Source organism: Gelidibacter salicanalis (assembly GCF_007997285.1).
GTDB lineage: Bacteria > Bacteroidota > Bacteroidia > Flavobacteriales > Flavobacteriaceae > Gelidibacter > Gelidibacter salicanalis.
Genome location: NZ_VORX01000004.1, coordinates 115,094 through 128,755, shown reverse-complemented (window position 1 = coordinate 128,755; position 13,662 = coordinate 115,094). Strand labels below are relative to the sequence as shown.

The 13,662-nt window shown below is 36.3% G+C and carries 14 protein-coding genes; 7 read left to right on the top strand and 7 right to left on the bottom strand.

The genetic code is table 11. The features are described 5' to 3' along the window. Positions 1 to 2: 2 nt before the first annotated feature. From ES711_RS09925 to ES711_RS09900, 6 genes are all read right to left on the bottom strand, one after another. Positions 3 to 1,661: a bifunctional metallophosphatase/5'-nucleotidase gene (locus ES711_RS09925; protein WP_146893131.1), complete on the bottom strand. Its 1,659-nt coding sequence runs from the start codon at positions 1,659 to 1,661 to the stop codon at positions 3 to 5. Between the two features lie 2 nt (positions 1,662 to 1,663). Next, on the bottom strand, positions 1,664 to 2,086 hold the full coding sequence (locus tag ES711_RS09920; RefSeq protein WP_146893129.1) for a sulfur reduction protein DsrE: 423 nt from the start codon (positions 2,084 to 2,086) through the stop codon (positions 1,664 to 1,666). 6 nt (positions 2,087 to 2,092) lie between these two features. After that, positions 2,093 to 2,491, bottom strand: coding sequence for a DoxX family protein (locus tag ES711_RS09915; protein WP_146893127.1), 399 nt, complete (start codon positions 2,489 to 2,491; stop codon positions 2,093 to 2,095). A gap of 118 nt (positions 2,492 to 2,609) precedes the next feature. Next, positions 2,610 to 2,930 (bottom strand): hypothetical protein, encoded by a 321-nt coding sequence (locus tag ES711_RS09910; protein WP_146893125.1) that lies wholly within the window; start codon positions 2,928 to 2,930, stop codon positions 2,610 to 2,612. A gap of 289 nt (positions 2,931 to 3,219) precedes the next feature. Continuing rightward, positions 3,220 to 3,930, bottom strand: coding sequence for a LytR/AlgR family response regulator transcription factor (locus ES711_RS09905; protein WP_146893123.1), 711 nt, complete (start codon positions 3,928 to 3,930; stop codon positions 3,220 to 3,222). A gap of 10 nt (positions 3,931 to 3,940) precedes the next feature. Beyond that, positions 3,941 to 4,663 carry a sensor histidine kinase gene (locus ES711_RS09900; protein WP_246139170.1) on the bottom strand — a complete coding sequence of 241 codons (723 nt, stop codon included), beginning with the start codon at positions 4,661 to 4,663 and terminating at the stop codon, positions 3,941 to 3,943. Positions 4,664 to 5,314: 651 nt separating this feature from the next. Here ES711_RS09900 and ES711_RS09895 point away from each other — a divergent pair. After that, on the top strand, positions 5,315 to 6,526 hold the full coding sequence (locus ES711_RS09895) for a serine hydrolase domain-containing protein (RefSeq protein ID WP_170245260.1): 1,212 nt from the start codon (positions 5,315 to 5,317) through the stop codon (positions 6,524 to 6,526). A gap of 21 nt (positions 6,527 to 6,547) precedes the next feature. Then, positions 6,548 to 6,946 (top strand): MotA/TolQ/ExbB proton channel family protein, encoded by a 399-nt coding sequence (locus ES711_RS09890; RefSeq protein WP_146893117.1) that lies wholly within the window; start codon positions 6,548 to 6,550, stop codon positions 6,944 to 6,946. A gap of 55 nt (positions 6,947 to 7,001) precedes the next feature. Here ES711_RS09890 and ES711_RS09885 read toward each other — a convergent pair whose 3' ends face one another. After that, positions 7,002 to 9,026: a cation:proton antiporter gene (locus ES711_RS09885; protein WP_146893115.1), complete on the bottom strand. Its 2,025-nt coding sequence runs from the start codon at positions 9,024 to 9,026 to the stop codon at positions 7,002 to 7,004. Between the two features lie 312 nt (positions 9,027 to 9,338). Between ES711_RS09885 and ES711_RS09880 the strand changes: the two genes are divergently transcribed. The 5 genes from ES711_RS09880 (at position 9,339) to ES711_RS09860 (ending at position 13,630) form a co-directional block, all read left to right on the top strand. Beyond that, a complete protein-coding gene (locus tag ES711_RS09880) occupies positions 9,339 to 9,944 on the top strand; it encodes a TetR/AcrR family transcriptional regulator (protein WP_146893113.1) in 606 nt (201 codons plus the stop codon). A 3-nt stretch (positions 9,945 to 9,947) separates the two neighbouring features. Next, positions 9,948 to 11,198 (top strand): TolC family protein, encoded by a 1,251-nt coding sequence (locus tag ES711_RS09875; RefSeq protein WP_146893111.1) that lies wholly within the window; start codon positions 9,948 to 9,950, stop codon positions 11,196 to 11,198. Between the two features lie 102 nt (positions 11,199 to 11,300). Then, complete coding sequence (locus tag ES711_RS09870; RefSeq protein ID WP_146893109.1) at positions 11,301 to 12,203, top strand: HlyD family secretion protein; 903 nt, start codon at positions 11,301 to 11,303, stop codon at positions 12,201 to 12,203. 29 nt (positions 12,204 to 12,232) lie between these two features. Beyond that, positions 12,233 to 12,727, top strand: coding sequence for a hypothetical protein (locus tag ES711_RS09865; RefSeq protein ID WP_146893107.1), 495 nt, complete (start codon positions 12,233 to 12,235; stop codon positions 12,725 to 12,727). Beyond that, positions 12,728 to 13,630 (top strand): ABC transporter ATP-binding protein, encoded by a 903-nt coding sequence (locus ES711_RS09860; RefSeq protein WP_146893105.1) that lies wholly within the window; start codon positions 12,728 to 12,730, stop codon positions 13,628 to 13,630. The last annotated feature ends 32 nt before the right edge of the window (positions 13,631 to 13,662 follow it).

The following is a 13,662-nucleotide window of genomic DNA, read 5'->3' as shown; positions in this document are numbered from 1 at the left end:
TTTTAATTAAATTTATATGCTGTTCCGGGCACTGTAGAAAAGGAATAGGTACCTAAATACTCACAATAGGCTCTCCCTTCTAAAGTTGGGGAAACTGGCGAATTTTTTTGAAGGTATTCTTCAACCGCCTCATGAATTGTATAATCCATCACTTTAACATCCTTGACGTTTGGCATACGACATAAATTATCGAGAGGATCTCCCGGCCGCACACAAGCTGAAACCGTATAATACTCGTCATCTTTCATTTCCTCACCTTTTACGATGATGCTCGAAATCCGATGTCCTCGTTCATTTTGACTAGCAAAACTGACTTCCATTCCTGAAAATCGCACCAACCATCCTCCGAAACGTTCTGTCGGGTTCTGAGAAAACGCATTGTGCATTTCTTTTTCCAACCAGTCTTTAATCTGCTTTCCTGTAGCCCTTCCGGTTTTGACGGGTTCATTCACCGGTAGCAAATTCCACAGATTCGCTCTGGTAATGGGCGCTGGTTTTCCATCTGCAGGCACAATTGGGTTTCCAAATCGAAATCCGTTGGAGATAGAAATATCGGCACCTGTTTTCCATCGCGCAGCATCGGTAATCATGTTATCCATTGGGTTTTCAACAGTTAGATATCGATAAATTGGTGTACTCGTATGACCTACCACCGTTTCTAAATAGTCTTTGTAAGGCGCCTTTTCTTCGTCAATTATGGCTTGCAAGGTTGTATCTGCTTTATATACCTCAGGATCAACATCCATCAATTCATAATCATCACCCACTAATTTCCCATCCACAAAATGCAAGGTTAACTTTCCTACAAAGGATCCGAAGGCACCCGGCTCGGTAACTTTAGCATATTTCCCTTGGATCAATTCGCGAACGCGTTCATGCGTATCATTACCTAAAATATAATCGACGTTTTCAGCAATCGGATTACTGGCTAATTCCACTTGTTTAAAAATTCCGATATGTGTGACCAAGAAGAGCACATCCACTTTCTCCTTCACTTTAAATTCATCAATCATGAGTTTCAAATCCTCATCTAAGCCGCTAAACCCAATTCCTTCACTAAAAATAGGATTTTGTCGCACGGGGACATCGGGATCGTTAATTCCAACGAACCCAATTCTGATACCTTCAATTTCTTTGACCCAAGAAGCCGGAAACAATGGTTCTTCATTTGCCTCATGATACATGTTTTGTACAATAACTTCAGTACCGTAGTCTTGCATCACATTCATCATAATATCCTTGCCGTAAACTACTTCCCAGTTTCCAGGAATGATGACATCATACCCCATATTCTTAATAATTCTTGGCATCACCTTCCCTTCTGACAAGGCAGTGTACCCACTCCCCTGAATTAAATCGCCACCATCTACAATAATAGTCCGATTCGGGTTTTTTTTACGTTCCTGATCAAAAAGTGTTTTAATATTAGCTAGTCCGCCTCTATTTTTGAAGACGACTTCATCATTCTCCCAAAACAACTCCGGATGTGGGTCCAATTGTCCGTGAATATCGGCGGTTTGCAGGATGGTAATGCTTAATGTGTCCTTAGCAGTTTCATTACTTGTTATTGGTGCGGTCGACTCAGTTTTACAAGCTACACTAACCACTAGTAAGACGACTATTAGGATCGATTTAAATACTGTTGTTTTAATTGTTTTCATAGTTAAAGAGTAATGCTTTTATATCCTTTCTTTTGAAGTTGGAAATTATACAGAATACCATTTTCCACGGTGGTCATTTTAGTTGGAACCTTAGTTTTATCTACTTTAAATTTATTAAGTGAAAATCCACAGGCTATTAATTGAACGCCCGCTTTTTCTGCTTTTTCTATAAAGTGATCTATTTTTTCAGGATCGGTTATATCACCTATTTCCTTACCACATATAATAATTTGAAAATCGCCATAGGCGTCGCCTTCTTCAGCCTTTAAGGCCTCTGCCGTTAAAATAATAGGTTGTAATTGTGCTATCTTTTTAGTGAGCACCACATAATTGTTTTTACCGTCTGTACTTTCTTGTGCAGTCATATGAGTTGTTGTAAATAAGGTTAGAATAAAAAATACGGAACTAAATATATAGGATTTCATAAGTGTTTATTTTAAAAGTTTATCAGTGTCGTTCAGTATAAAAAAGAGAAGTCCACCTAAAATTGCGATGTTTTTAAATAATGGTCCTAGAGTGGTTATTTGACCTACTTGAACCGTTAAAGTGATGGGAATTAAAATAGCCATGAGCACGATTGCCGCCCATTTTGTTTTATAACCGATGAGGAATAAAAAACCAGCGCTAAGCATGGCAATACCGGACAGAATAATAAGCCATTGCGGTTCGCCAAAAAAATGTGCGATGCCTTTAAAACTTGCTTGTTCGATACGTTGTGCCGTTTTTTCTACGTGAATTAGGTGATTAAAACCTGCGACTAAAAATATGCCGCTGACCAAAATACGTAATACTTGTATAGAACGGCGACTGATTGAAATGTGTGTCGACATTTTTTGAATGTATTAGAGAGTTGGATGAATATGGCATATAACGTTATGGTTCAACTCATATCATTTGAGTTCACAAAATAACGTGTGTACACACCGAAAAAAAATCAGAAATGAAAATTTACGCCCAGCGTGGTGGTGGAGAAACGCTTTCTAAGTAGCGGTAATTTAATTTTGAAGGGAGATGATCATCTAACACAGTCATCTGTTCTGAAGGATTGATTTGCCAGGAGAGCAATTCTAAGTTGAAGACCGTTGTACACTGCCCACTTAAGCTTAACATCTCTTTGGAAGTATGTTGATTGTGATCAGAAAAACTAAGTTTTTTCGTGCTTAAGTCAGCATCAGCCTGCTTTTTACAAAACGGATTTACAAAGGAGATATCACTATTACTAAATACTGTATTGAGTGCATGCGCATCTATAGCAACAAATTTTGCCATAAAAATAAATGTCAGGACGACCGCTATGTATGTTTTAGGTTTCAATGTTACAAACATAAGGGAAACACCGCTGTTTTTATGTAACCTTTGTTACGTAACCCTGTTAATGTCGTATTAAAAAAGAACATATCAATTATAATTTTCCAATTAATGCAACCGAGGCGCAGCAATCCAAATTTAGCTCATTATCAAACAATACCTAGTTGTCAATACAAACTACTCTAAGCTAATATTCCATAAAACCCTCCCTCCTAGCCTTTTGTGATTTATACGTAAGATCAACCTAAGGCTAAAAACTTTGCAACAGCCTCAAGACTGTCTTCTTATAACTTCTACTAATGGACAGCGATTTATTATTTATAACTATTTCTTCATTCGTAAAAGAAGAAATGTTTTTTAATGCTATGATATAAGATCGGTGAATTCTAAGAAACCTACCATTGGGTAATTTTGCCTCAATAGCACTGATAGTTTCTCTGGTGACAATCGTTTCATTACTCAAATGAATCTTAAGATAATCACTATAACTTTCAACATAAACAATAGAATCAAAATCAACTTTTATCATTCGCCGCTCTGCTCTAACAAACATAAAATCATGATTTTCGACTTTGTACAATTCCTTTTGAGTTGTGTCAAAATAGATATTAAAATATGTATTGACAGCTTTTAGCATCCTGTCAAAAGAAATGGGCTTTAACAAGTAATCTACAGCTTGCAACTCAAAACCTTCTACTGCATAATCTCTATAGGCTGTCGTAAAGATGATTTTAATATCTTTATTTATGGATTTAGCAAAAGAAATTCCCGACATCTCAGGCATATTAATATCAAGAAAAACCAAATCTATTGTATGATGACGCAAATAATTTAAAGCATCAATGGCATTACTAAAACTTCCAACGATAGTAATGTTGGATAGTTTGGATACATGCGTTTCGATAACTTCTCTTGCAACAGATTCATCATCTACAATAATACAGGATATGTTGGGGTCCATGCGACACTTATTATAGGATATTTAAATATAAATTTACTTTAAAAAAATCAGTTTCATTCTCAAAATTCAGTGTGTAATTGTCCTTATATACTAGATTTAATCGTTTTCTAATATTTTCCAAACCTATTCCATTGATTGCTTTGCCGCTTGTTGACGTGGTGTTTTCAATATAAAAATGTATAGTTTGACCTTTGCGCTCTACTTTAATTTTGATGTGGAGTTTCCCTGATGTAATGGCACCATGTTTAAAACTATTTTCAACAAAGGGAATGAGAAGCATAGGCGCAATTTTTAAATCATCTATCATGCCGTGCGTGCTGAATTCAATATTCAAGGTATTGTTAAAACGCATTTTTTCTAAATCGATATAATCGTTGATATGATGGATTTCTGAACTCAATAACACAAACGGCTTATCCGCTTGATACAATAGATAATCTAATAAATTGGATAGTTTCAGTATCATTTCAGGAGTTTCATCTGCTTTCTTTAAAGCAAAACCATACAAGGTATTTAGAGTATTAAATAGAAAATGCGGATGTATTTGCATCTTTAAATAATTCAGCTCCTGCTCCTTTAACGCCAACTGTGCTTCCAAAATCTCACCTTTCAATTTGCTCGTTTCTTCAGTGTTCTTTAAATGAAGCATTAAAATCTTAAACGCACTTACTATGATGACAATGAAATAAACGGCAATCCCTACAAATAATAGACTTTTACTTATGGGGGCCATACTATCATACCTGAAATCTGAAAGATAGATAAGTCCAAAAAATATGGAAATAACAATCAGGTACGCTGAAATAATGAACGTATAAAGACAGTAAAGAACAAATTTGAAATAACGCTTTGTAATAAGATACTCTGGTATAAGCTTGTAAATGAAAACATAATTTGTACCAATGGTAATGGGCATCAAAAACAGTGAAAAATAAAATACATAGCTAAAATCTACACTTCCAAATCCAAAAAAATAAGTATAAAAGAGAAGTACGCATCCCCAAAACACGATGTGAAGTAAAATTTGACCAAATTTATATAGAAAAAAATATGTTGACCTAAAGCGCAGTCCCATGTTACAATATTACCACAATTTTAAATGTGATAGGTTTTTTGTAGACGAATGACTGCTTTAGCAAGTTATTCAACAAGATGTTAAACACCTGAGTTAAACGGTTGCTCGTCGCATATTAAATTTTTGGACACCTTAAAAAAGTAAGTTTGTTTCAATGTGTTTACAATTTATTGAATCTTTAAATTTAAAATTATGACAAAGTACTTTCTCGCATGTTTCATCTGCTTTTGTTCGTCAATCCGAGCCCAGACATTTGATGCCTCAAAAATGGATAGTTTATTCAAGCTAATAGATACCAAAAACAAAGGAATGGGAAATTTTTCAATTTTCGCGAATGGAGAAGAGATATATCAAAAGTCTTTTGGTTTTTCTGATGTGTCAAATAATAAGCGAGCAAATTCTTATACGACATATCGCATTGGTTCAGTGTCTAAAACTTTTACAGCTACCATTATTATGCTACTTATTGAAGAAGGGAAAATTAATTTAAACACAGTATTGAGCAAGTATTTCCCTAAAATTCCAAACTCCAATAAAATTACGATTGAGAATTTACTCAATCATCAAAGTGGATTGTTCAATTTAACAGATGATGAAAATTTAAGCGACTGGATGACTGAACCACAATCCCGTAAAAAAATGATTGAACGCATTATTGCGCACGGAACGGTTTTCGAGCCAAAAGAAAACACTCAATATTCAAACACAAATTATATTTTACTGTCCTATATAGCGGAAATTATCGACAATAAAAAATTCCAAAACATTTTGGAAACAAGAATAATAAAACCGTTAAATTTAAATAGGACTGAATTTGGAAAGAAAATAGATCCTGCTAATAATGAAGCGTTGCCGTACGATTTTGAAAATTCAGATTGGAAGTTGAATACAACCCATACGGACATGAGTTTACCTATGGGAGCAGGCGGAATGGTGTCAACGCCTACCGAGTTGAATGTATTTTATAAAAATCTTTTTACTGATCATTTAGTGTCGGCATACTCATTGGCCAAAATGAAAAATGCTCAAGAAGGAATGGGGCTAGGCTTAATGAAACTGCCATTGGGAGATAAAGAAGTGTATGGACATGGAGGCAGTATTGATGGCTTTCAATCATTTGTGGCCTACTTTCCAAAAGAAAAAGTATCATTCGCCATAACCACAAATAATCTTTACACCCAAGTTTCAAATATACTCATTGGAACTGTACAGATATATTTTGGGATGGAATATAAACTTCCCGACTTTTCCCCGATAACAGCCATACAATTAAATACTGAGGAATTAAATCCGTATTTAGGTAAATACAGTAGCCCAAGCTTTCCTATTGACATTACCATCACAAAAGATGGCAACACCTTAATAGCGCAAGGGGAAAATCAATCTTCCTTTGCAATAGATGCCATAGGTAAAGATACGTTTCATTCAGAAAATGTTATGATAACCCTTAAATTTATACCAGGAGAAAAGAAAATGATGGTGGAGCAAGGCGGTCAAACGTTTGTATTAACAAAAGAATAAAATCAAAAGCAACCCAAAGATATGAACACAACACTTATTTTTCAAAACCAAAATTTTTCTACTCAAGCGTCCAATCGATTTAGTGAAGGTGGCCCATTCTTTATGTCACTTATATTTATCTGTTTGATTGCGGCCATGGTCTTTCTAATCATTGGCTTTCTCAATTTAAAAAAGGATCCGGAAAAAACTAGGAAAATGACAACCCTCGCATCTGAAGTAAGCATTTTAGGTCTGGTCATTGGTCTCTTGGCATCTATCATTGGCATGATAGAAGCCTTTGATGCTATTGAAAACATAAATGATAACACCCAAGGAGCAATGGCGAACGGTTTAAAAATTAGTTTTCTTACAACATTGTTTGGGAGCGTTACTTTTATCATTCCAAGAATTGGAATCATCATTTTAAAAACCCTCCAATAAATCTCTGTTTAGAATTCCATCTCATACAATTAATTCCGTAAGGCGCTGTTTTACATTATTGCGGATAAATGATCATCTTACTCATGCTTGGAAACGAGCGTTCGAGTCGTTGTGGAATTCGGTCCAACTGACTGAAGTGTGAAATATACCCCCGTCTTGAAGAGACCAGAATTACGATATCCGTATCGCCAATATGTTCAGTGAGTTTCATAAATTGATCCCAATCATTAAAGTGTGCATAATTCAGATTTAAGGTCACTTTATTGTCCTTTGCAAATTTCAGGATAGCGTCATGTGTGGGCTCCGTACTGTGTAAATCTATTGGAACGGAAAGTTCTATAGATAATTTGGCGATTTTATGTAGCCAAATGGCGAAACCTTCCTCAAACTCCGCATTGGGAGGAATGATTAAAATTAGTTTTTTATGATTGACCAACGGAATTTCAAAATCACATATAAAAAGAGTCTTTTCAGTATTTTGTAAAATACTTTCCATTTTATCACCAATTAATTTATCTAAAAAACCGGTTTTTTGAGGCCAACCCAACAGAATAATGTCCGCCATAATTTCTTTGGCAGTTCGCGCAATACCGCTGGCCGCGTTAAAATCGATCGTGGCCATAATGGTCGCATTGGTATCAGAAGCCGTTGCTTCATTGATATAATTCTCTAAGCCTTCTTTGGCTTTAATAATGGTCTTTTCAGCCTCACTGGTGTTTGGAACCACCGTCAAAATAGACAGTGGATTGGTTGACTTTTTTTCTTTAATCAACACGGCAAAATCGAGTACCTTATCTATATTGACCAAATTGGCGATGGGGATTAGGATGTTCTCTTTATGAGCGCGGTAGGACAGATGTAAACTCTCCTCATCATCCACATTACGAATGATCATTTTAGCCGCGCTTTCCGTAGCAAAAGAAGCAATAACACAGGTAACGAGAATTAGGATAACCGTACCGTTTAAAATATTGGCATCTAAAATCCCCGCTTTATACCCTACTAAAATCACCGCCAAGGTGGCGGCAGCATGGGCACTGCTCAATCCGAATATAAGTTTGCGTTGGCCTTTTGAAAATTTAAAAATGATTTGGGTAATCCATGCCGCCATCCATTTCCCGAAAATAGCCACAAAGGTTAAGGTTCCGGCAATAATCAAGGCCATCGGACCGCTCAAAATAACACTGACATCTACAATCATACCCACACTAATTAAGAAAAACGGGATGAACAGGGAGTTACCAATAAAACCGATGCGATTCATTAAAGCAGATGAATGTGGAATCAACTTATTTAGCGCTAATCCCGCTACGAAAGCCCCAATAATCGATTCGAGGCCCGCTAATTCAGCTAAGAACGCCGAGAAAAACACAACCGACAGTACAAAGATATAATGCGAATGCTTTTCACTTTCCAGCTTTCTAAAAAACCATTTGGCGATTCGCGGAATGACCAAAAACATAAATGCTGAAAAGAGCACCAATGAAATACCTAAGCGTAGCCAAAAATCGAAAGTTAAACCACCGTTGTGTGAGCCTAAAATAACCGCCAACAATACCAACACCGCAGTATCTGTCAGAATCGTCCCTCCTACAGTCACGGCAACAGCAAGGTTTTTCGACAATCCTAATTTGCTCACGATCGGGTACGTTACCAAGGTGTGGGTAGCAAACATGCTCGAGGTGAGTAAACTGGCATTAAAATCGAAGCCAAGCACATAATAACACACCGGAAAACCGATACTAATGGGGATGGCAAAGGTTAGAAACCCAAATAAGAGACTTTTATTTCGGTTGGCTTTAAACTCATTAAGATCGAGTTCTAAACCGGCAATAAACATGATATAAAGCAGTCCTATGGTCGAAAATACGTCTACAAACAGACTCTTTTCCAAAATATTTAATCCTGCAGGACCAATGATAATTCCAGATACAATTAAGCCAATAATTCCCGGGATCCTAATTCTGTGCAGCACCAAGGGCGCTAATAAGATGATAAAAAGGATTAATGAGAAAATCAACACCGGATTATGTAGTGGCAACTGAAACTCTTCTATAAGTTGGTCAACAATGATGTCCATAGGATATTTAAAACTTAAAGGATTACACTGAAACAGTTGCGAAATTAATGCCCAGCGGAATATAATGCAGCAAACATAATAAAAAGAATGCCACTCTTATTTACCAATTAAGCAGCCTTACGTTAAATTTTTAATAAATCTGTTCGCGTTTTAAATATAGTGCAGAATTATAAAAAAGATCAAAATTTATTTAAAAATGAAAACTATATCACCAAAAAATTAGGATCTCAACTTGAGATTGTTAAGAAACAATCAGATCGTCAGAATAAATTCAGTACATTTGTTAACCATATGGTTAAACCTATTAGTTAAATGAAAAAAGAAGACAGCACAGAACATTTAATTTTAGATGCGGCAAAAGAAATCTTTCAATCAAAAGGTATGGACGGTGCCCGGATGCAGGAAATTGCTGATAAAGCCGGTATTAATAAGGCTATGCTACACTATTACTACAGAAGCAAACAATTATTGTTTGAAGCGGTGTTTAAGAATGTGTTTTCACTACTAGCGCCTCAATTGAACAGCATTCTTAATGATGACTCTTCCGTTGAGACCAAAGTGACCAATTTTACAGCCGATTATACCGCCTTTATGATGAAGCATCCCTATTTACCAAACTTTATTATTAACGAGCTGAATAGAAATGAAGATTTCATTTTAAAACTACAGGAGCAAACGGGGTTTCCTAATCTCGAAAAATTTAAAGTTCAAGTGGCTACGGAAATTAACTCCGGAACCCTGAAACCTATTGACCCTGATCAATTATTCGTCAACATATTGGCACTCAATATCTTTCCATTTTTAGGAAAACCATTGATTAAGGCCCTTACTAAAAAAGATGATGCCTCCTATGCAGCATTTATAACCAGCAGAAAAACTGAAGTTGCAACGTTCATCATAAATTCTATAAAGATGTAAAATATGAAACGGTTACTGTTTATACTCGTTGGATTAATGGCAACTACTCTGGTGTCGCAAAACACAGTAACACTACAGGAATGTTATGAGTTAACTTCTGTGAATTACCCTTTAGCAAAACAAATAACCTTACTCAAAGCTCAAAACCATTTGGAGCAAGAAGTTGTTTCTACAGCAAGACTCCCTCAATTAAGTTTTGATGCACAAGCCACCTACCAATCGGATGTGATTGAAGTCCCTATTCCAAACGCATCGCTAGACCCTATTAATAAAGATCAATATCGTGCCACTGTATCCGTAAACCAACTCATCTATAATGGTGGCGCCACCAATGCGATTCTAGAGGTGAAATCATCCCAACTAGAAACCAAGCAAAAACAAGTTGAAGTCCAGCTATATCAACTCAAACAAAAAATCAACCAACTCTATTTCTCTATTTTATTGGCACAGGAAACAGAATTATTACTAGATGCCAAACAAACTTTACTGAATTCTAAATTGAACGAAGTGACCTCAGGCATCAGCAATGGTGTACTTTTGCCTGCTTCAGATAAGGTTTTGAGAGTAGAATTACTAAAAATAAGCCAACAACAGAAAGGTCTACAGAGCAATAAAGCAACTTTAGTGAACAGCTTATCGCGTATTATTGGGCAACCTTTAGATGCTGCCTCAACATTTTTAAACACTTTGATAGACACAGAATTTACATCCCAATTAAATCGACCAGAATTAGATCTGTTTCAGCTCAAAAAAGCGGAGATTGAGAGCAACGAGGATTTAATTGCAATACAGAATTCACCCAAACTATTGGGCTTTGCAACTGGTGGTTACGGCAATCCCGGATTGAATATGCTAGATAATTCCTTCCAAGCATTTTATATCGTGGGTGTGAAATTAAATTGGAACGTCTTTGATTGGAATTCTAATAAAAAGGAACGTGAAGCCATTGCCATCCACAAGGACATTTTAGATACCGAAACTGAAATTTTCAATTTAGACACAGCTACTAAACTGAATCAGCAGTACAATGAGATTGCAAAGTTTGAAGAGTTTATCACCTCTGATCTTGAGATTATCAACCTTCGCAAAGAAGTGCTCAAATCTGCCGATGCTCAACTCAAAAACGGGGTCATTACCTCATCGGCATATTTTACTGAACTGACTCATTTATATGAGGATGAACATAATTTAATCAAACATAAAATTCATTTACAATTGGCAAAAGCAAATTACAATGTTATTAAAGGACATTAATTACCTCCCGCAGATAGCATGGATAAACGAAGATGATGGAGAACATATCAAAAACAATTCTGCGAAAATCAGCGAAATCAGCGGGGAACAAACACCTATAGCATGACATACTATAATTACATAATCAGTTTAAGCCTAGCAGCAACTATTCTATGTTCCTGCGACAATTCCAACGGAAAAGCAGATGGCTATGGCAATTTTGAAGCGACAGAAATAACTGTTTCTGCTGAAAACAACGGAAAACTGATACAGTTTGAGGTCAATGAAGGAGATCAACTTATCAAGGACCAATTTCTTGGCTATATTGATACCATTCCTTTGGCTTTAAAACGTGAACAATTGTTCGTATCCAAAGAGGTCATTAGTTCAAAATCTAAAGGCGTCTTGTCTCAAATTAATGTTTTAAACGCAAAATTAAAAACCGCCAACACTAACAAAAGCCGTTCTGAAAATTTGTTTAAGGATAATGCAGGCACGCAAAAACAATTGGATGATGTTCAAGGCGAAATAGAGGTTCTACATAATCAAATTCGCAGTGTGGAAATCCAGAATGCGCCTGTAGTCAATGAATTGAAAAGTATAGATATACAACTCAAACAAATTGATGACCAGATTCAGAAAAGTAAAATTATAAATCCGATCAACGGAACTGTGTTAACCAAATATTCAGAACCTGGGGAAATCACCTCTTTTGGTCGGCCATTGTATAAAATTGCCGATTTAGGCAGTATGCAATTAAGAGTCTATATTAGTGAAAATCAGTTAGCAAACATTAACATTGGGCAGGACGTCACCATTAAAATTGACGATGCTGATACTATGAAATCTTACAAAGGAAAAATCAGCTGGATTGCTTCGGTAGCGGAGTTTACTCCAAAAATCATTCAAACCAAAGAAGAACGCGTGGCACTGGTATATGCTGTTAAAGTGGACGTTACTAATGACGGAAGCCTAAAAATTGGTATGCCTGCTGAACTATGGCTCAACAATTCGAATACTTATTAATACATTATAACGTCTAAAAAACAAAAACAATGAAACATTTAATTTTCGTACTTGGTCTTTTGACCATCGTAGGCTGTAAAGACCGTAAAACTTCAGAAACCACCGTACATTCCGATGCCGTGGAAAACGCCCTAGAGGTCACAGATAAACGTCATAGTGATGACACTTCCAATATCTATGGTAATGCTTGGACAAAAGACATGGCAATGGACAATGGTGAGCAATGGCAAGCAGATGTAACCACCAATGAAGGGGTTAAACAATTACAAAAAACCTTTTATGCCAAGACCACAAACAGTTTGGAAGATTATCACAAATTGGCCGAAAATCTTAATGAAGATAAAAACTACGTGGTTAAAAATTGCACAATGGTAGGCCCGTCCCATGACAATTTGCACGTTTGGTTACATCCTTTAATTGAAAAAATTGCGGCGCTTTCCAAAGTAGAAACGGTTGAAGATGCTTCTAAACTCAAATTGAGTATTGAGGAGAACATCAATGCGTATTCAATATATTTCAAATAAATGGGTATTTCCGTCACCAACATATCAAAATCCTATAAGAATGCAAAAGCCTTGCAGGACATTTCATTTGAGGTGAAACCGAATGAACTTTTTGGTATAATTGGTCCTGATGGTGCCGGTAAAACAACCTTATTCAGAATTTTGACCACACTCTTATTCCCTGACCAGGGCACCGCAACTGTGGCTGGATTTGACGTGGTTAAAGATTACAAAAAAATCAGGAATAGCGTAGGTTATATGCCTGGCAAATTCTCACTCTATCACGATTTAACGGTGGAGGAAAACTTGAATTTCTTTGCGACAATTTTCGGAACGACTATCGAAGAAAATTATAATTTGATTAAAGATATTTATATTCAAATTGAACCTTTTAAAGACCGTCGTGCAGGTAAATTATCGGGTGGTATGAAACAAAAGCTAGCGTTGAGCTGTGCCTTGATCCACAAGCCTAAAGTATTGTTTTTAGACGAGCCCACTACAGGTGTCGACCCGGTTTCGAGAAAGGAATTCTGGGAAATGCTAAAGCGTTTGCAACAAAAAGGGATTACCATTTTAGTTTCCACCCCTTATATGGATGAGGCCGCTTTGTGTGATCGCGTTGCTTTAATCCAAGATGGTAAAATTTTGCAGATAGACACGCCAGAAGCGATAGTAAAACATTATCCAACGTCTCTATATAACGTACGGTCAACAAATATGTACCAGCTGATCACAAGTTTAAAAACCTATGAACACCACCATAGTGTTTACCCTTTTGGCGAGTTTGTACATTACACGGACACTCGCTCCGATTTTAATCCGGAAGATTTAAAAGTTTATTTAGAATCTAAGACCTTATCCGATATTCAAATTGAAAGAACAGAGGCTACCATTGAAGACAGCTTTATGGAATTATCAACATAAAAATCAATTTGAACGCAGTTAAAAACCACAAC